This is a genomic window from Pedobacter sp. T50_32 (assembly GCF_057652195.1).
In genome coordinates this window covers 157,865-175,544 of sequence record NZ_JBYFBY010000006.1, presented here as the reverse complement: position 1 = coordinate 175,544, position 17,680 = coordinate 157,865, and the positions used below count along the sequence as shown (strand labels likewise).

At 35.4% G+C, this 17,680-nt stretch carries 19 protein-coding genes and 2 tRNA genes; 13 read left to right on the top strand and 8 right to left on the bottom strand.

Going from position 1 to position 17,680, the window contains the following annotated elements; translation table 11 throughout:
- Nucleotides 1-29: 29 nt before the first annotated feature.
- Complete coding sequence (locus AC23ME_RS17395; protein WP_487729036.1) at nucleotides 30-1,370, bottom strand: TolC family protein; 1,341 nt, start codon at nucleotides 1,368-1,370, stop codon at nucleotides 30-32.
- A gap of 40 nt (nucleotides 1,371-1,410) precedes the next feature.
- Complete coding sequence (locus AC23ME_RS17390) at nucleotides 1,411-2,049, bottom strand: TetR/AcrR family transcriptional regulator (RefSeq protein WP_487729035.1); 639 nt, start codon at nucleotides 2,047-2,049, stop codon at nucleotides 1,411-1,413.
- A 199-nt stretch (nucleotides 2,050-2,248) separates the two neighbouring features.
- On the opposite strand from AC23ME_RS17390, the gene murB reads away from it, so the two are divergent.
- From murB to AC23ME_RS17370, 4 genes are all read left to right on the top strand, one after another.
- Nucleotides 2,249-3,262 carry a UDP-N-acetylmuramate dehydrogenase gene (gene murB, locus AC23ME_RS17385; RefSeq protein WP_487729034.1) on the top strand — a complete coding sequence of 338 codons (1,014 nt, stop codon included), beginning with the start codon at nucleotides 2,249-2,251 and terminating at the stop codon, nucleotides 3,260-3,262.
- Between the two features lie 171 nt (nucleotides 3,263-3,433).
- Nucleotides 3,434-3,949, top strand: a complete 516-nt coding sequence (locus AC23ME_RS17380; protein WP_487729033.1) for an RNA polymerase sigma factor — start codon at nucleotides 3,434-3,436, stop codon at nucleotides 3,947-3,949.
- Between the two features lie 135 nt (nucleotides 3,950-4,084).
- Nucleotides 4,085-4,765 carry a lycopene cyclase domain-containing protein gene (locus tag AC23ME_RS17375; RefSeq protein ID WP_487729032.1) on the top strand — a complete coding sequence of 227 codons (681 nt, stop codon included), beginning with the start codon at nucleotides 4,085-4,087 and terminating at the stop codon, nucleotides 4,763-4,765.
- A complete protein-coding gene (locus AC23ME_RS17370; protein ID WP_487729031.1) occupies nucleotides 4,765-4,998 on the top strand; it encodes a cytochrome b5 domain-containing protein in 234 nt (77 codons plus the stop codon). Before AC23ME_RS17375 ends, AC23ME_RS17370 begins: the two co-directional genes overlap by 1 nt.
- Before the next feature lie 105 nt (nucleotides 4,999-5,103).
- Here the strand turns inward: AC23ME_RS17370 and AC23ME_RS17365 are convergent, their stop codons facing one another.
- Entirely contained in the window at nucleotides 5,104-6,024 is a 921-nt protein-coding gene (locus tag AC23ME_RS17365; protein ID WP_487729030.1) for a PfkB family carbohydrate kinase, read from the bottom strand.
- Between the two features lie 145 nt (nucleotides 6,025-6,169).
- Here AC23ME_RS17365 and AC23ME_RS17360 point away from each other — a divergent pair.
- Together AC23ME_RS17360 and AC23ME_RS17355 are read left to right on the top strand one after the other, a co-directional pair.
- Nucleotides 6,170-6,243 (top strand) — tRNA-Asn (locus AC23ME_RS17360).
- 66 nt (nucleotides 6,244-6,309) lie between these two features.
- Nucleotides 6,310-6,386: transfer RNA gene (locus AC23ME_RS17355), tRNA-Asn, on the top strand.
- 133 nt (nucleotides 6,387-6,519) lie between these two features.
- Here the strand turns inward: AC23ME_RS17355 and AC23ME_RS17350 are convergent.
- Nucleotides 6,520-6,774, bottom strand: a complete 255-nt coding sequence (locus AC23ME_RS17350) for a hypothetical protein (protein ID WP_487729029.1) — start codon at nucleotides 6,772-6,774, stop codon at nucleotides 6,520-6,522.
- A gap of 316 nt (nucleotides 6,775-7,090) precedes the next feature.
- Here AC23ME_RS17350 and AC23ME_RS17345 point away from each other — a divergent pair, with 316 nt between their 5' ends.
- Nucleotides 7,091-8,113: a hypothetical protein gene (locus AC23ME_RS17345; RefSeq protein WP_487729028.1), complete on the top strand. Its 1,023-nt coding sequence runs from the start codon at nucleotides 7,091-7,093 to the stop codon at nucleotides 8,111-8,113.
- 488 nt (nucleotides 8,114-8,601) lie between these two features.
- On the opposite strand, the gene AC23ME_RS17340 is transcribed toward AC23ME_RS17345, so the two are convergent.
- The 4 genes from AC23ME_RS17340 to AC23ME_RS17325 are packed head-to-tail and all read right to left on the bottom strand — an operon-like array spanning nucleotide 8,602 to nucleotide 12,785.
- Nucleotides 8,602-10,392: an SAVED domain-containing protein gene (locus AC23ME_RS17340; protein ID WP_487729027.1), complete on the bottom strand. Its 1,791-nt coding sequence runs from the start codon at nucleotides 10,390-10,392 to the stop codon at nucleotides 8,602-8,604.
- Between the two features lie 5 nt (nucleotides 10,393-10,397).
- Nucleotides 10,398-11,270 carry an AAA family ATPase gene (locus AC23ME_RS17335; protein ID WP_487729026.1) on the bottom strand — a complete coding sequence of 291 codons (873 nt, stop codon included), beginning with the start codon at nucleotides 11,268-11,270 and terminating at the stop codon, nucleotides 10,398-10,400.
- A 3-nt stretch (nucleotides 11,271-11,273) separates the two neighbouring features.
- Entirely contained in the window at nucleotides 11,274-11,762 is a 489-nt protein-coding gene (locus tag AC23ME_RS17330; RefSeq protein WP_487729025.1) for an HORMA-1 domain-containing protein, read from the bottom strand.
- Between the two features lie 9 nt (nucleotides 11,763-11,771).
- The gene (locus tag AC23ME_RS17325; RefSeq protein WP_487729024.1) at nucleotides 11,772-12,785 is read right to left on the bottom strand and encodes a CBASS oligonucleotide cyclase; all 1,014 of its coding nucleotides are present in this window, start codon (nucleotides 12,783-12,785) and stop codon (nucleotides 11,772-11,774) included.
- A 219-nt stretch (nucleotides 12,786-13,004) separates the two neighbouring features.
- Here AC23ME_RS17325 and AC23ME_RS17320 point away from each other — a divergent pair, with 219 nt between their 5' ends.
- The 6 genes from AC23ME_RS17320 to AC23ME_RS17295 all read left to right on the top strand — a co-directional run bounded on the left by AC23ME_RS17320 (nucleotide 13,005) and on the right by AC23ME_RS17295 (nucleotide 17,678).
- Nucleotides 13,005-13,670 carry a sigma-70 RNA polymerase sigma factor region 4 domain-containing protein gene (locus AC23ME_RS17320; protein ID WP_487729023.1) on the top strand — a complete coding sequence of 222 codons (666 nt, stop codon included), beginning with the start codon at nucleotides 13,005-13,007 and terminating at the stop codon, nucleotides 13,668-13,670.
- Nucleotides 13,657-14,010, top strand: a complete 354-nt coding sequence (locus AC23ME_RS17315; RefSeq protein WP_487729022.1) for a hypothetical protein — start codon at nucleotides 13,657-13,659, stop codon at nucleotides 14,008-14,010. Before AC23ME_RS17320 ends, AC23ME_RS17315 begins: the two co-directional genes overlap by 14 nt.
- Nucleotides 13,979-14,782: an ImmA/IrrE family metallo-endopeptidase gene (locus AC23ME_RS17310; RefSeq protein ID WP_487729021.1), complete on the top strand. Its 804-nt coding sequence runs from the start codon at nucleotides 13,979-13,981 to the stop codon at nucleotides 14,780-14,782. The genes AC23ME_RS17315 and AC23ME_RS17310 overlap by 32 nt, the downstream gene beginning before the upstream one ends.
- 375 nt (nucleotides 14,783-15,157) lie before the next feature.
- Nucleotides 15,158-15,604 (top strand): DUF1572 family protein, encoded by a 447-nt coding sequence (locus tag AC23ME_RS17305; RefSeq protein WP_487729020.1) that lies wholly within the window; start codon nucleotides 15,158-15,160, stop codon nucleotides 15,602-15,604.
- A 405-nt stretch (nucleotides 15,605-16,009) separates the two neighbouring features.
- Nucleotides 16,010-16,621, top strand: coding sequence for an RNA polymerase sigma-70 factor (locus tag AC23ME_RS17300; protein WP_487729019.1), 612 nt, complete (start codon nucleotides 16,010-16,012; stop codon nucleotides 16,619-16,621).
- A gap of 55 nt (nucleotides 16,622-16,676) precedes the next feature.
- Nucleotides 16,677-17,678, top strand: coding sequence for a FecR family protein (locus AC23ME_RS17295; protein ID WP_487729018.1), 1,002 nt, complete (start codon nucleotides 16,677-16,679; stop codon nucleotides 17,676-17,678).
- Nucleotides 17,679-17,680 lie beyond the last annotated feature (2 nt).

The window sequence follows — 17,680 nt, the reverse complement described above, 5'->3', positions numbered from 1 at the left end:
TCTTGGTATTATTTCTTCTAAATTTTGGTTTATTGTGCTAAAGTTTTGATTTCTCCTTTAGATTTGATTAACTGTATTTCGGCAACTTTGTAGTTTAACAAAGCTTGCGTATAACTATTTTGAGCTTGTGTCAACGAGTTTTCAGTATCTAACAAATCTGTTAAAGACGCCAAACCATTGTTGTAGTTGTTTTGCGTACTTACATAGATCTCTCTAGCCAATTCAGCATTTTTCTTTTGCGAATTGATGGTGTTTAAACTATTACGTAACTGAATTTTAGCATTTTCATAAGCCATGTTTAATGAGTTGGTTTGCTCAAAACGATCTGCTTCAAATTGTTTGATTTCAACATCTGCTTGTCTAATTTTAGAACGAGTTAAGAAACCATTGAAAATTGGAATACGTAAGGTTACGCCAATTGCCGAAGCATCAAACCCGATAGCATTACGGTTAGAAGTTAAAAAGTCGAAACCGTTAGACTGACTATTGTAGTTATAGTTAGCATTTAATGATAGGCTAGGGTAGTACTCAGAAACATAAGCTTTACGTTGTAAATCAAGTAGCTTTCTTTGCACGTCCATTAACTTCATTTCTGTACGAGCAGCTAGATTAATGGTGTCTGCTAAAACTGGATTTTGTTTCACATCAGTAAGCTCAGACGGTGGTAATGTAATTGATGTTGTAACTGGCATACCCATAGAAAATTTCAAAACGTTTTCATATTGAGTAATACCATTTAAAACTTGTTCTCTTTGTGTTTCCAAGTTCGTTAAGTTTACATTGATACGATCAACATCAATTTTTTTAGCTAAACCATTTTTGTACTGATTAGAAATGATCTTTTCTACAACCTTTACGTTTTTAATGTTGGTATCAATTACATTTAGCTGTTGTCTGTTCACCAATACCTGATAATAGTTATTAGCAACCTGCTCAATTACTTGCTCTTGCGTAAGTTGTGCGTTCAATCTATAATAGTTTTCACTAGATCTTGCTGCTTGCAAGCCAGTAAATACAGTTTGGTTAAATAACTGTTGTGATAATTGTACACCTGCAACAGAATTCCAAGCCTGGCCCATTTTAAAAGATTGCGTTTGACCGCCAATATCAGCAACTAATTGGCCAATAATTGCATTGTAGGTTAAGCCTGCATTACCTGTAATTTGTGGTAAAGCTTGCGCTCTAATTTCCTCGGTTTTGTATTTGCCTTTATCTATTTCAAGGATGGCTTTTTTAGCAGCCGTGTTGTGCTCTAGCGCATAATTTAGCGCTTCTTTTAACGTTAGCGGTTGTTGGGCAACGCTTAACGCTGGCAAGCCTATGCTGGTGATCAGCAGTAATAATAGCTTTGCCTTTTTTATTCTAAACATAGTCGATATAATTATTAATTTTTGGGTGAATGCTCGTTTATTAAATGGTATTTTCTTTCTCTTTTTTTTGCAAGAGTTCTTCGTCGTATTTATGGATTAGTTTTATACCCTCATTGTTACAAATTCCAAATAAAAAATGTCTGGTTACTTCAACCATAATACTCGATAAACTATTTTTATTGGTATCGTAATGCCCATTTTGGGTGAAAACAACATCCACCTGATCAAGCCTCATTCTGGCAATAATCTCGCTATTAATTTCAGCTCTGTAAAGACCTTCTTGTTTTCCTCTTTCTAAGTTTTCTAAAATCTTCTTGCCTATTTCTTTTTCTTTAAAGGCGATGAATTTTAACCAAGCTTCTTGATGATATTTTTGCAGATCATAAAAAAGCATTGGGTTCATCGTTGCTAAAAAATAATCCATGTCTTGCATGCCAAAGTAAAGCTCTTGTACTGCGTTTTCAGAGGCATCAAAACATTTGTTCATCTGTAAATCTTGGTTCACAATCCGGTCGCGAATTAGAATGTTGATGAGCTCATTCTTGTCCTTAAAATTCTGATAGATGGTTTTTTTGGATATGCCCAAATGTTTCGCAATATCATCCATCGTCACACTTTTAAAACCATACTGGCAAAAAAGTTTGTCGGCCCCGTCTATGATATAATCTTTTACTTCCAATTTATTTTCCTTTCAAAAATTCGATGCAAAACTATGGAAACTTTTTTTAATCCAAAAGTTTCCTATTGAAAATTTTTGAGTTTTATAGTAATTTACAATTGGCAGACAAACTAAAGTGAAGAGCTAACAAAGTGCTAAATCGTAATCCGATGCTATTGGATATAAAATCATTACTACATTTGCAATAAAAAATAGCTCAATGCCGCTTCTAGAAAATTACTCCTTAAAACAACTCAACACTTTCGGAATAGATGTGAATGCAAAACTATTTGCAGATATCACTAGTGAAGCAGACTTAGCGGAAGTTTTTAGCGACCCCTTGGCTAAAGAAAATAAGTTGTTGATTTTGGGTGGTGGAAGTAATATGCTGTTCACCAAAGATTACGATGGGATGGTACTTAAAGTTAGTATCAATGGCATTAGTGTTGAAGAAATTGGAGATGATGTTTTGGTTACAGCAGGCGCTGGAGAAGTTTGGGATGATTTAGTGAAATATTGCGTTAGTAAAGGCTATGCTGGTATAGAAAATCTTACTTTAATTCCTGGTACGGTAGGGGCGTCGCCGATACAAAACATTGGTGCTTACGGTGTAGAAATTAAGGATGTGTTGGAAAGCTGTACGGCGTTTGAAATAACTACTGGCGAAATTAGAACTTTTAGCAGGACAGATTGTGAATTCGCCTACCGAGAAAGTATATTTAAAGGAAAACTCAAAGGAAAATATATCATTACTTCGGTAACTTATAAGCTTTCGAAAACAGCAAAGATCCAAACCCATTACGGGGCAATTAATACAGAGATGGAACGGAGGGGGATCACAAATCCAACCATTGCCGATGTGTCTGAAGTTGTGGCTGCTATTCGCGTAAGTAAATTGCCAGATCCTAGTACAATTGGCAATGCAGGCAGTTTCTTTAAAAACCCAATTATAGATAAGGAAGTATTTGACGAGCTGGTGTTGCAATTTCCAGACATCCCTCACTATCCTGCACCAGATGCTAGAATTAAACTAGCTGCAGGATGGCTAATCGAAGCTTGCGGTTTTAAAGGTATGGTAGAAGGGAATACCGGAACTTGGAAAAACCAAGCACTTGTGCTAGTTAATCATGGTGGTGCAACAGGACAGGAGGTGTACAGATTTTCGGAAAAAATTATTAATACTGTACAGCAAAAATTTGGAGTGCTTTTAGAAAGAGAAGTAAATATTTTTTAATTTGACGTTTGGAGTGCTTTCTAGCGCTTTTTGAAGTGATTTTTTTCAAAATTGTAATTTCAGCCATCAGTATTTGCTGTTTTTGGTATCATAGTTGTAATGTGTTACACGACTATGACAGTTGCCGCCCATCAAGCATCTGTTCTTTATTAACTAAAAACTAAAAAGAATATGACACAGCTGCAATTTAACGAACAATTGAACGATTACTCTACCTCTTTGAAATCATTTGCCTTAAATTTTACTAAAGACCTGGAAGACGCGAATGATTTGGTGCAAGATACCATGTTGAAAGCCGTAACATATTACAGTAAGTTTAAGGAAGGAACCAATTTGAAAGGTTGGTTATTTACCATTATGCGTAATACTTTCATTAACAATTACAGACGCTTGGTAAAAACAAATGCATTAATTACGCAAAGCGATGATATTACTTATGCTAACTTACACTACAGTGCAACTAATAATGCAGTAGAAAGTAAGTTCGTATTAAAAGATATCAATAAAGCTTTAGATTCTTTAGCTCCAGAATATTATGTGCCCTTCATTAAATATTTCGAAGGCTTTAAATACCACGAAATTGCTGAAGAGTTGAATATTCCAATTGGCACGGTGAAAACTAGAATTCACGTTGCTAGAGGTCAACTGAAAAAATATTTAAAAAATTACTCTGCTGATAGAGGTTAATTTTAACGAATACACTGAAAGCCCCGGATTAATCGGGGCTTTTTTTATTTAATGCGGTTCATGCTTACAGTAAGAATTTGAATACGAGTTTCAAACCATTAATAAAATTATACTTTTGTGGATTAACCCCACACGATGATAAAATTTGCTTTTCTGTTCTTGGCACTTGGACTAATAGTATTTCCGCTTGTTTTACAATTCGATAAGAAGATTTTTAAGGAGGATGCTTCAAGGGCAGTAATTGGAGCTAGTTTAGTTTCTGGAGTTATCTTCTCTGCCATAACGTTGGCCATGCATTTAGCTGGATTATTACATTTTGATATTGCTAGTAGTATAGGAGTAATTATAGGAGGTGTTCCTTTAGAACAGTTTCTCATAAACTTCAGTTTCAGTTTTGCTGCTGTTAGTATATATCAATATCTCAATATCAAGTTTCCGAAAAACGACTTACAGAAATACAGCTTAGCGGTAAGCAACTTATTGTTGGGTTTATGTGTAGCTTTTTTGTTTTTTGGCTATACAAAATGGTACACGGTGTCTACTTTTGCAATACTCGCAATTGTTTTGTTTTCAATAGAGTATGTAGGTAGGCTAAGATTCATGTATAGGGCTTATCGTGCTTTTTTGGTGATGTTGGTTCCTTTTTATTTAGTGTATGGAATTCTTTTTTGGAATGGCATTGTACGTGTGACCGAAACCCAGCTTACGGGAATGTTTGTGATAAAGATCCCAATTGAAACCCATTTTATTGCTTTAGCTATGCTACTGGTAAGTGTATATGTTTTTGAGTTTTTAATGCGTAAACGTTTGGTATAGTGGAACTGCAAACCTACACTAAACAGCAGTTGGCATTGCGCAATGGACAAGATAAACCTCAGATTTGGGTAGCTTATAAAGGTGTTATTTATGATGTTACCGAAAGCAGGCTCTGGAAGAACGGCAAACATTACGAGCATTGGGCGGGACAAGATTTAACCGATGAACTTGCTGATGCGCCACATACCGATGCGGTTTTTGAGAAGTTTGACAAGGTGGGGAGTTTGGCTTAAGGTAATGACTAAACAAAAATAGCCCCGGTTGTAGCGGCACCGTAGGTACAGCGTAAAACGGGACTATCTGTTTATAGCAGCAGTATTAGTGCGCTTCTAAAAATATTATTGCTTAATCTCGAAGCTGCTTAAGCTTACAAATTGCTGTAAACGGTTAGTGATTTCTTCTTGGCTTAGGTCTAATAATCTCTCTGTACCAAATTTCTCTACGCAGAAGGAAGCCAATGCAGAACCGTAAATCAACGCGTTTTTCATGTTATTGAAGTTGATGGTGCCCACTTTTGCCAAATAACCGATGAAACCACCAGCGAAAGTATCGCCTGCGCCAGTTGGATCGAAAACGTCTGCCAAAGGCAATGCTGGAGCAGAGAAAATTTTGTCTTCGTGGAATAACAAAGCACCGTGCTCACCTTTTTTAATGATCAGGTATTTTGGCCCCATTGTAAGGATTTTTTTAGCTGCTTTTACCAAAGAATATTCTCCAGATAATTGGCGAGCTTCAGCATCGTTGATCGTCAAAACATCTACCAATTTGATAGTTTCCAATAGATCGTCCATCATGATATCCATCCAAAAGTTCATGGTATCAAGTACAATTAGTTTTGGGCGATTTTTTAATCTTTCGATAACGGTACGCTGAATTTGTGGTGTTAGGTTGCCCAACATTAAATATTCGCAGTCTTGATAGCTATCTGGAATTATTGGATCGAAATTTTCTAATACGTTTAATTCTGTAATTAAAGTATCGCGACTGTTCATGTCGTTGTGGTATTTTCCGCTCCAAAAGAAAGATTTTTCGCCTTCTTTAATTTGCAGACCTTCGGTATCTACACCGTGTTTATTTAAGGTCTCGATGTCCTCTTTTTTGAAATCGTCGCCAACAACTGCAACAATTTTTGTTTGATTATAGAAGTAAGAAGCAGCTAAACTAGCGAAAGTTGCAGCGCCACCAACGATTTTATCTGTTTTTCCGAACGGTGTTTCAATAGCATCGAATGCTACAGTACCTATGATTATCAGGCTCATACGTTATTTATTGATGTTTTTATCTTTTTTTTCGCTACAAATATTGCATAAATAATTTAAAAGCCCTAATATTGCATTCCCAAAACGAGCAAGAGTGTTCAAAATCATAAAGAGCATTTTTAAACGTTTTAAGGATTGCCAGCATTCCTTCTTAGCTCAGCTGGTTAGAGCATCTGACTGTTAATCAGAGGGTCGCTGGTTCGAGCCCAGCAGAGGGAGCAAAAAGCCTTACTTAAGTAGGGCTTTTTAATTTGAAAAATTGATAACCATCCTTTCGAGGAAAATTCCTTCTTAGCTCAGCTGGTTAGAGCATCTGACTGTTAATCAGAGGGTCGCTGGTTCGAGCCCAGCAGAGGGAGCCAATGCCCTTCACGATATTGTGAAGGGCATTTCTGTTTTTAGTTGATTTTCAAATCGTTGCATAGGGCAAATAGAGGCCGATTTTTGGTTCGAGCCCAGTACCCGTACCCATACTGTGCAAAGCTTCTAAAAAACTCAAACTTGCTTTACTAACACCTTCTTAGCGAATAGATTATAATTTATATTCTCCGCTTTTTTCGGTTCGATGCTGTTAAATTCGATAGAAATACATGTTTTACTAGCATTATAGAGTTTAAATGCCTGTTCTGAGAAGAAGTAAATTAAGTCTATATACTTTTCTGCTTCCTCTTCTGAAAGATTCGTGCCTTTAGCTTTGAAGTCTTCGATAACCTTTTTAGTGGTAAGAGATCTGTTGATTTGATTTTCCATTATGGTTGGTTTTGGTGAAAGATGCCATAATAGTTTGTTGTGGTTTAATCAAGATATGAAAAACTTTGGGATCATCGGTAGTTATGTCCAAGAATGCATTTGGAAATGCACAAGATACTTTTGATTTTGCCAAAGTTGGCTTCTATGCATCGAACTAAAGTCCCTTCAACGAGGAAATTAAAACGCTAAGGACTGATTGTTATTAGTGCTTTATCATACTTAAAATTTCAGGATGCCCTTGCAAACACAGCTCTGTAAAATCCTTTCAATAGTTTGTTTTCGATATATGTATATTGCAAATGATAATTTTTTTAAAATGAAGCTATGTTTATTATGTCAACAAAAAGAAGCCGATAAGAAAGGATCGCACTTAATTCCTCATTTTCTGCTAAAAATGGTTGAAAATATCGATAATTCTGGGGGTAGAGACAAAGGTTTAGGTTTTACTTTAACCGCAGAAAGTTCTAAAGTGCACTTTGAAAGGGGGGTATCACCAGAGAAAATAGAAGAAGTGGTGGGGAATTTGCCTGATGAAGAATTGCAAAGTTTTAAGAATCCATCCATCCAAGATTATATTTTTTGCTCAGATTGTGAGAAATTTTTATCCACGATTGAAAGTAAATATTCTCAATCTTTAAAAACTCATGGGACTGGAATTTTTCAAAGTAATAAAGATCCTTTGAATTCTGCCGTTTTATGGATTTCAATATTTTGGAGAGCTTCTATATCAGGTGTCTATGGATTTAAAATGTCGAATCAAGACGAGGAATTATTGCGTTCCGCAATTTGTGCCTTTGCACTTGCAGGAAAAATTGAAGATGTAGAAATACCCGAAAACTTAACAAAAGTAGGTTATAAGGTAATTAGAAGCCCTGGATTTTCGGAAAAAAAGATAGGATTTACTTTTTTTGAGCCAAGTGAAAAGAAACCATTTTGTATGTTGATTGGTGAATTCGTGGTTATTTTAAACGTGAATTACGAAAATGATTTGAATCCAGTTTCATTTATGGGTTTTGAAAAATTATTTGCCGAGGCTCCGGTTAACAATTTCAAGGATGGAGAACTGATTTTGAGTTGTGAAGATGCATTTTTTGATGCCGCTAATGCAGAACTTGTATCAAAATATATAAAAATTAGATTGAATTATTTAGGTAATCTGGTTCAAGAAGTTGCACAATTCATGTATGGTGAAAGGATCATAGTTCCCGAATTTCTCGTTAAAATAATTTTGGCAGAGATTACACAACAAGAGGAAAAACTAGGGGTAAAATATACTTATGAAGCCACAATTAGATATATCGTTGAATGCTTTACAAATATGCATATTGTAAAGTATTAAAATTCAAATAGGCCTCAGTTAGTATGAAGATATTTTTGCTGAAATTTTCATACGCTTTTACAGACGTTAAATAATTAGGGTTTTGATTAGTGTTTTCTGAAATCGGGTGGAGAATTACTAAAAAGAAATATTAAATGTTCCAATGTAGATCAGCGCATCAAGGAATAGGACTCGAATAACAATAGGCTAATTTTTTTCTTTGCTTTGAAGCCTTCGACGACTTTTTTAATGGTAAGCGATCTTGTTACTTGGTTTTCAATTACGGTTGGTTTTGGAGACTAATGCCATAATATTATGTTTGAGTTTTATTAAAATAGTATAAAATTTTGAGGTTCTATATCTGAAACAATTAACATGGTTAATCATCCTACATTAATATTTAGACAGCACATTAACAAATTCCAATAAGAGAAATCATATAGCCATTTTCCACTTGTTACTTCAACTAGTACAAGGTACTCACCTTGTACTAGTTGAAGCAAGTAATACTAAGATAACGTGACCTGAAAACTTTTCAAACCAGCTTTGATGTTTTCACCATTTAGCATTCTAAATCCATCCAAAATATCATCTATTAAATTAGGTGTAAAACGATAAACTTTGTTTTTTACAAAAGCAGCCAACTGACATTTGCTTTGCTTAACATTTAATTTATAAAATGTTCGGTATCCACGTAATTCCATTGGTGCACCAGCAAGTTCTATTACAGGTTTATCTAAAAGTATAGCCAATATTTCCTCAAAAGTTCCTTCCCCATCTACATTTTCTATCAATACCCATTGCCAATACCAATTGAGGAACCTATTCATAGAACGTACCTGAATAATATTTAACTCCGCACCAGTATCTACAAAACTCCACATTGTTTCAATAGCTGTTTCAATTGCGTTACAGAAAAAATGTTTGAGGCCTTTTTTAATCTTTGCATTCTCGTAAATAGAAGCATACTTATATTCTGTTAAAAGACCCCAGACATCAGCTTGATAATCAGCTTCTTCAATTACTTTCGGGAATTGCCCAATGCCATTAGCAATTTCCTTTGTTAGTCGATGTCCATCTTTACTGTAGTGTAGGGCTTCATGAAAAAAGAATAGCCTACTGGCCTGCATAATATCTGTATCTGTTGATTTACTAAGCCTTTTGGATAAACCGAAAAGAAACCCGTCATCTATCAGCCAAGTATTGTCTTTTTCTATATATTCAAACCCATCTTCTACATCAACAGTTTCTACATCTATCCTATCGCTCTTTAAGCTGGTTTTATTTATATCAGTCACTGTAGACCAAGGATGTTTCAATTGTTTAGAAACTTTTTTGTATTCTGCATCAGTTGAACAAACCATTTGCAACCAATTTTCTGATTTCTTTCCAGCAATATTGGTTATGAATGGCTTTAAATTATTATCCAACTGATCTTGCCAGGTTGTTCTAATTTTTTGAGCAACATTTCGGTCATCCTCTGATAATATAACCCGACTGTCAACTTCTTTGGTAACCAGTATTGCTTCCTTGTATTTTGGGCTTTCGTCACGGCTGAATTGGTAAGTCTGTATGAAAGGATAAATGTTTGTATTTATTAGTGTTCCCAATGCAAAAGGTAAACCGGCCGACGCCGCGATAAATAATTGAATTTTATCTCGGTCACTCAATTTGTTAGCATAACTATCTAAAACTTCCTGAAATGCTGAAACCACTTTCTCTATACATCTCTGGTCATAAAGAGAATCTACATTTGGTGTTTGCAAGGTAATGTCGAATTCATTTGCAGGATTTGCAGCAACCTCATATGTAGCTTGTGGGTCAATATTATAAGATGTGGCTATTCTGATACTAACGTCTCCTTTTCCTTTTTGAGTTTCCGACGGTAGGTTTATTGGCAAGATTGAAAATTCATATTCAGCAGAAGGCTTATCAGTTTCCTTTAGCCATTTATGTTGCTTATGATGGTATTGATAAATTACATATGGATGTGTATTTCCAATCAAAAAGCCAAAATGGAAAGCAATAGGGATAGGAGTTAACCCAAAATATGCAATCAAAGCACCAGGATGTTCCTCTAAAACTGGCTTTACTATCTCAATAAATTTTCTTTGCTGATAAAGTGCAAGATTATCGTAAGATAAATTGTAAAGCTCACTTAGCTTATTGTTGCCAGCTTCGAAATCAATGAATTTATATTTTATGGACTCATCGCTACTCAAAGCACTTAAGCATTCGGCCTCAGTGATTTTTCTATCTAAACCATAATGGGCAATAACTATTGTTAATCTTTCTTTCATATCCGCTATTTAATTAAAGGTGATGGTTTAACTGTTTTCAGAACATCCAAATACAAATCAACTGAAAAAGGCGTATTGGTTTGGATTGCTAAAAACAATGCTTGTTTACCAACTTTTTGAATTAAGTCTGAAAAACTATAAAGAACTTTTCCTTCACTTGCTTCAATCAGTTTGCCTAATTCAGCAGAACTTAAAGTAGCGCCTTCAAATATGCTTTCAAATACTAATTTTCGAGATTCTGCGTCGGGTCTTTCAAATTCAATTACTTGCACCGCTCTCCTAATAACAGCTGGGTCTAACACCTTAAGTCGGTTTGTGATTAAAATTACAGCAAGCTCTATTTTCTCTCGTGAAACAAGATCTATCTGCTTAATCAAAACATTTAATCCAGCACGATCTTCGTGATGCGCCTGGTTTTGATCTCTATCGGTTGCTAAATCATCAGCCTCATCAATGATAAGAATACCCATTTCTTCAGCCTTGATGCTCTTTTTTACTTGAGTAAAAGCATCTGTTATACGGTTGCCAATTTCACCAACATGCCCCCCGCCTCTAATATTTGATGGCGTTTCATATGTAATAACACGTTTTTGAATAATGTTGCTCAATGGGGTACCTATGCTATGGGCAAGAGCGGTCTTACCACAACCTACATCTCCAGATAAAATGATTAGCGGTGTGCCAGATAATATATTTGAAAAGAAAGCTAATTTATTAGCATGATGTGTTTTATGCCATTTTTCAACTTTTGTGGTGTTGAAAAATAACTCTAAAGAGTTTAACAATGCCTCCTTTTGGTCATCAATTGCAATCAATTGATCAAATGCTCTTTGTGATGCTTTGTCAGGGTGCTTATTTTGTTGTAATTGGACGTCCATATGTTATTTTGTTATTATTGACCTAGATAATTTTAAGTTATTGCTAACATAATCTCTTTCGGATGTTTGGTTACCTGTTAACGGTGAACCATTTGTGCCCCATCCTCTGCGCCCTAATTCTTCGTTTACACCCGCCGCATTAGAGAGGCTATTATCGATATCGGCAAATAGTCCAGCAGTTGTGCCAGCAGGTATAGACCAAAAATTAATACCTCCTGATGAACTTCCGCTAGATAGGTAACCGCCAACGCTTACTGTGTACTTATATGACTGGAAACGTGTTCCCGATTCATTGTAAAGTTGGATCTCGAAAGATTTTAAAACCTTTGCTTTTAAAGTATAGGTTATGTCTTCAATCCAATTTTTAGCCCTGTCATAAGTTATAATTCCTCTGTTCGCAAACCCTATAATGTCCTCATAGGTATTTTGCATTACCGCCTTAACATCAGCTTCTGTGTAAGAATCGGTACCTGTAAATGTAAATGCACTCATATTTTTTTGTTAATCGCAGTGTGATGAAAATATTTTGCCAAATAATAATTGTAATTGAGTCAAACTGTCTCCGTTCCGACCATCAAGATCAGCCACTATGGCCCTGTTCATGATTTCGGAAGCTTCTTGTAGCCATTCCGCAAGGTCATCAACTTCATACCATGACCAATTTCTAACGACATTGTTATCGGCCATCACTGGATCAAGTACTATCCAAATTTTCGATGAATCAGGGGTGATGCTCTTGTAGTAGTCTTTAAACCAAATTGTCTCTTTTTGTTTTACAATATGCGCTAGATAAGAAAACCAATTTGCCAAGGTTTGAGGGTAGGTTGTATCGTCACCACAAGTTTCATAAGCTTTAGCAGACAAAAGATTTATCAAGAAACTCGGAATGCTAAGTTTCTGGTTGGTTTCATGTTCTTTGTTAATTCTCCACCACTTTAGCAAACGAATCATATCGTTGAAAGTAACGATACCATCATTTGCTTTTGTTTCCGCTGTTCTTTTTCTGATAAATTCCCGATGTTTTTCAACACGGGTTCTAATCTGCTCGCCGGTGTTGCGGATCAGTATCTGTTCGCCAGCCTTACCGCCTTCAAACATGGGTACAAGATCGAATGTTAGCTTCTCATTATCAAAAACGATATTGACGGAACTTTTAGTTTCTTCTATCTCATGGTCCGGGTAGCATTCCTCAGCATACTTTTTAAATCTGCGGATTAGCGGGCCAAATTCCGTCTCTTTATCTTTTTTAACTACAAAGGGTAGATCAATATCTTGACCCTCGGTAGTGGTATTTCCGTACATGTGGCGACGCAATCCGGTACGAGTGGCGAAAGATCCAGAATGTGGCATGTCTATAATAGTTAACCCATCCGATTCAGCTTTTGCTTTAATGTTAGCTCTGACTTCATCCGATTTTTTCTTAATTGCTTCTCGACTTTCCTTTGTTGGAGCTATCCAAGCAACAAAGTTTTTTATTCTAACATGAAGCTTGCTTTTGTGATTGTATGAACTCATTCCTTATGTATTTTTATTTTAAATTTTTTATTGAACTACTTTTTAATCCGATACCGCATCTGCGACCTACCTTACTTTTAATTTTTTGTTTCCCATGTTTTTATTAATTTTAATCTTACTAAATCCTCAACCTCTCAAAATAATGCACTATCAACCAAACGCCCTTTTATTAAGTACGAGAATCGTTACTAACGGTTTTACGTATATCAATTGTAGCATATGATGGATCGAAGCGAACTTGAAGATGCTACTACAGCGGAACTTATCGAATACATCCAAGGAAAGGATGATTTCATGGAAGCTGCGAAATGCGCATTTGAAAATTTTTTTCTAAAATTTGAAAATGAGCTAACAAAGAAATGCCGTGTTGTTGCTAAGAAATGGGGATACGATCAATCTGTAGGAGATATTATTTCAGAACAGGCACTAGAGAAATTTTGGTTGAAAGCAGACCGTTTTAATCCGAGTGAATGCAAAGCAAGTAATTTGGATAGATGCGTACTATTTTACATATTCAGGATAGCTCAAAGGCTATTGTGCGATAAAAATAGAGAGGAAAATAAAACTGGAGATGACTATTCTGGAGACGAAGACATTATAGTTGAGTTTCCGAGCTTAGAAAATCTTTCTTTGCCAACTGAAAAAGCTAAGGATTTAAAATTGAAAGCCGAACTAATTGAAAAAGCTTTGGACAGGCTTGGTCCAAAACATAAAATAATTTATTTAACATACCAGGCACATGAGCGTAAAGGGATGAAATTACCAAGACGTTTATTAGAGAAGTTAAGAGATGAGTTGGAGTTAACTCAGACATCCATCAGGATATATAAAAAAGTGGCAACTGACACTATTACTCAAATAATACAAATTTATGGCTCAAAATAAATTGTTTCTTGATCCTGAGGAAATTACAGTCTGGTTAGCTTCTACTGGCCATTTATTTCCTAGGAACGAGCTAGAGTTAAAAAGATTCAACAAACTTTTTGATGATAATGATGACATCAAGTTAGCCGATTCTAAAGTATCACTGGATAGAATATTTTCCGGAACTGTAAAGCAGTTCCCAGAAGAAATACCATTTCTAGCATTTGATAAAAATCAAATAATTTCAGAGTATAAGATGGTTGCGCGAAATGGATTAGAAGGATTACCTGAGCATATTTTAAATAAAATGTTAGATAATCAGAAAAAAAATGACGCCGATAAGACAGAAGAAGATAAGTGAATTAGCTGATTTTGTGTCTAAAGAATTCTCACTAGGTAACCTTACTGACTTAATTGCTGCTGCTGATTCAGAATCTCTCTCCGTATATTTTGATCATTATGAAAACAGCTTTGATGGAATGCTAGTACATTATGAGAGACAATTTCACGTTCATATAAATCTTGATAAAGGGAATACTAAAACTTCAAAAAGAGGCCGCTTTACTTTGGCACATGAGTTGGGCCATTTTTTTATAGATGAGCATAGAATAGGCTTAAAGCATGGACTTCTGCAGCCTCATCCTTCTCATAACAATTTAAGTCACCATAGTTTAATTGAAAATGAAGCTGATTACTTCGCAGGCTGCCTGCTTATGCCTGAAGGAAAATTTAAAGCTTTTTGTGCTCGAAAACCCTTCTCTTTTGATTTGATAAATTCTATATCAGATAGTTTCCAAACTAGTTTGGTCGCCTCTATCTTGAGATTTATTAATATTGGTTCGAGGGAATTCATGGTAGTGGTTTCCAGAACTGGTGTAGTAAAGTGGTTTTCAAAAAGTCACGACTTCCCAAAATTTGCTTTCCGTTTTAAGGTTGGTATAAATCTTCCAAAAGGTACTTTGTCTGCAAAATATTTTCTAAACCCGATTATTCCTTATGAGTCGCTAATAGAAGATGTTGATCCCGAAAGTTGGTTCTATATTAATGACAATAGGGCCAATAGCACGATGTATGAGCAGTGCTATTTCTCAGATATTAATGGGTATTTGATAACTCTTATCTGGTTCAAGTAGATAAAAAATCGCCTGTTTCAATCAATTCAGCTACAAACTGGTTTGAATTGAAGAGCTCCTATACCTTGATTAAATAGTGTAAACATCTTTTCAAAATCTAATATTTGTATTTTTTGACCATGTTATTTTTATTAAAACATTGAAATTTCGTATTTCTTCGGCAAAATCATTGCATTATTCTAAAGGATCTTCATCAATTTTTGAAATTCTAGTCAAATCATCAAGCAAATTTCTGGAAAAATACACAGTGTCGGGAGCTTGTTCATTCGAGCTAAACCCCACTCCGTCCGAGTGGGGTTTTTTTGTATATTGGTGTTATGGTCTACCTATACATCCCAATCGCTGTGAAAAAACTTAATTTGGTAATCTACAAATATGCTTAGCCATACCTTAAATTCACTTTTCGAAAGAGATTTAAATAGAGTAATTAAAGAACTTGAACTTTATCATACTGAATCTAATATTTGGCTTATTGAAAAAGAAATAGCTAATTCTGCAGGTAACTTAGTCTTGCATCTCATTGGGAATTTAAACACCTACATAGGCAAAGAAATTGGCGGGACAGCTTATGTAAGGAATAGAGAGTTGGAATTTTCTTTAAAAGATATTCCTAGGCAAGAAATGATAACACAGTTGCAGGCTACCATCGAAGTTATTAAAAGCTCAATGAATACATTGACAGACGAGGATATGAAAATGGATTACCCGATAATTGTATTATCACAAGTAACCACAACTGAGTATTTTCTGTTGCATTTGTTAGGTCATTTGAACTATCATCTCGGCCAAATTAACTACCATAGACGGTTGGTACAAGAGTAGTTCTAAAAAGCTAAAAAAGGCTACCTGACCTCTCAGGTAGCCAAACCAAACAAATTACTATTTTTTCAAATTAACGGTTATTGTGTTTTTGGGATAATGTTTTACGTTTAGTGAAAGACAATTTTAAACTGGCTGAATAATCTAAAATTTTCTTTTCATTTAACTATAGCGTCTAATTTGATATTCTAAAGTTACATGTAGTGATTTAACTCGCAGTATGTAATTCTACTCGAAATTCATGTGTTTTTACTCGAATAAATACTTGAATATGATTAAAACCGTGTGAGTTCAATAAGTATTTTTCGAACTGGAGAAAAATCAACCCAATATTTTATCCTTAAATAAGTATAACTTCCTAATTTGGTGTCATTGTTAAAAGAACCAAATATTTGCAAGCCTCATTTAATGCCAGAAAAAGAAAAGATTAAGCTATTGTTTCAAGAAATCCAACAAGGAAAAAAGGAGGCTTTTAATCATCTTTTTACTATTTATTATTGGCGATTGGTAGCATTTGCGAAGCAATACACCAAGCAATTAGAAAGTGCCGAAGAAATTAGCTCTGAGCTTTTTGTGAAGCTTTGGCTTAAGCGATCGGAACTTTCTAGCATTCTAAATCCAGAAGTTTATCTATATATCTCCGTAAAAAATGCTTGCCTAAATTTAATCAGGAATGGGAAAAGACAAGTCGTTATAGTTAGTGAAGATGAAACCATAGTTGAAAAAGACGAGACAAGTTACTCGCACCTGGAAGATAAGGAACTGATAAGATTGCTAGATGCCGCCGTCTCATCGCTTCCCGAACAAAGAAAAATCATTTTTAAGCTGATTAAGGAAGATGGATTTAAAGCCTCGGCAGTTGCACAAATACTGGGATTGTCGAAAAGAACGGTCGAAAATCAGTTGTATAAGGCTGTAAAAACATTGGCAGATGAGATTAGCGAATATTTAGGTTATCATCCTCAAGCTAAAACAAGCAAGAAAAATTTGCCACCTGCGTTATCAATTCTATTTTTTTAGGCTAAGTGAGTATTCATTTAAAAAGTAGTGTCTTTAGGTTGTAAGCATTGAACAAATGGAAAAAGATAAGTTCATCGAGTTGTTGTCTAAAAAGCTGTCGGGAGAAATTTCGGAGACTGAACAAGTGCAACTGAACCACGCCCTAGAAAATGAGACGTATCAAAAAATGGCTTCCCAAATGGATAGTTATTTTGCTGAAAAGAAGGAAGTGGAGGCTGCACCACTAGTTCTAATTTGGGAAAAAATAGGAGAAGCCCAAACTCATGCAATGGTGGATAAATTCGATTTTACAACACCGAAACAAAGTCTATTTTCAAGCATTTTATTTAGGGCCGCAGCAATTTTGGTAGTTGTTTTCGGAGTTGGCTTGATAAGCCATTATTTTCTAAATCGCAACGAAACAACAACACTAGTAGCAAGCAACCAGAAAGTTTTTAAGGTTTTAGATGATGGCACCCACATTTGGCTCAATAAAAAATCTACCCTTAGCTACAACGAAGATTTTGGGAAGGAAAGCCGAGAAATCACCCTTGATGGGGAGGCTTATTTCGATGTCGTAAAAAACACTGCTGTTCCGTTAATTATTCATGCTGGTGAAGTAGATATTGAAGTGAAGGGCACAGCTTTTAACGTAAATGCCTATCAGGAAAATGATGGCGTGGCAGTAGCATTGATACGTGGCGCCATAGCAGTAACCGATAGACAAAATGCAAAAAACAGTGTGTTACTTAAACCCAACGATAAGCTCGTTTTCTTGAATAAATCTACAGCCAAAGGAGCTTTTAATATCACTTCATTACAACCAGAATTAATTTTAGAAGAAGCTAGTTGGACAGCAGATACTTTGGTTTTTAAAAAAGAGAAGCTGGTTGATTTAGCACCCAAATTGGAAAAGAAATACGACCTAAAGATTGAAATACGTAGCGAAAAACTAAAAGAAAAGCGCTTTAGTGGTACTTTCACTACCGAAACTATCCATCAAGCGATGGAAGCCTTGAAACTTTCTTATCCGTTAACTTATACCATTACTAATCGTTTGGTAATTATTAAGGAATAGGG

Bases quoted from the DNA above. Each gene is read 5' to 3' on its own strand.
- AC23ME_RS17395 (WP_487729036.1), bottom strand. From the start codon at position 1,370: ATGTTTAGAATAAAAAAGGCAAAGCTATTATTACTGCTGATCACCAGC.
- murB (WP_487729034.1), top strand. From the start codon at position 2,249: ATGCCGCTTCTAGAAAATTACTCCTTAAAACAACTCAACACTTTCGGA.
- AC23ME_RS17380 (WP_487729033.1), top strand. From the start codon at position 3,434: ATGACACAGCTGCAATTTAACGAACAATTGAACGATTACTCTACCTCT.
- AC23ME_RS17375 (WP_487729032.1), top strand. From the start codon at position 4,085: ATGATAAAATTTGCTTTTCTGTTCTTGGCACTTGGACTAATAGTATTT.
- AC23ME_RS17365 (WP_487729030.1), bottom strand. From the start codon at position 6,024: ATGAGCCTGATAATCATAGGTACTGTAGCATTCGATGCTATTGAAACA.
- AC23ME_RS17350 (WP_487729029.1), bottom strand. From the start codon at position 6,774: ATGGAAAATCAAATCAACAGATCTCTTACCACTAAAAAGGTTATCGAA.
- AC23ME_RS17345 (WP_487729028.1), top strand. From the start codon at position 7,091: ATGAAGCTATGTTTATTATGTCAACAAAAAGAAGCCGATAAGAAAGGA.
- AC23ME_RS17340 (WP_487729027.1), bottom strand. From the start codon at position 10,392: ATGAAAGAAAGATTAACAATAGTTATTGCCCATTATGGTTTAGATAGA.
- AC23ME_RS17335 (WP_487729026.1), bottom strand. From the start codon at position 11,270: ATGGACGTCCAATTACAACAAAATAAGCACCCTGACAAAGCATCACAA.
- AC23ME_RS17330 (WP_487729025.1), bottom strand. From the start codon at position 11,762: ATGAGTGCATTTACATTTACAGGTACCGATTCTTACACAGAAGCTGAT.
- AC23ME_RS17325 (WP_487729024.1), bottom strand. From the start codon at position 12,785: ATGAGTTCATACAATCACAAAAGCAAGCTTCATGTTAGAATAAAAAAC.
- AC23ME_RS17320 (WP_487729023.1), top strand. From the start codon at position 13,005: ATGATGGATCGAAGCGAACTTGAAGATGCTACTACAGCGGAACTTATC.
- AC23ME_RS17315 (WP_487729022.1), top strand. From the start codon at position 13,657: ATGGCTCAAAATAAATTGTTTCTTGATCCTGAGGAAATTACAGTCTGG.
- AC23ME_RS17310 (WP_487729021.1), top strand. From the start codon at position 13,979: ATGACGCCGATAAGACAGAAGAAGATAAGTGAATTAGCTGATTTTGTG.
- AC23ME_RS17305 (WP_487729020.1), top strand. From the start codon at position 15,158: ATGCTTAGCCATACCTTAAATTCACTTTTCGAAAGAGATTTAAATAGA.
- AC23ME_RS17300 (WP_487729019.1), top strand. From the start codon at position 16,010: ATGCCAGAAAAAGAAAAGATTAAGCTATTGTTTCAAGAAATCCAACAA.
- AC23ME_RS17295 (WP_487729018.1), top strand. From the start codon at position 16,677: ATGGAAAAAGATAAGTTCATCGAGTTGTTGTCTAAAAAGCTGTCGGGA.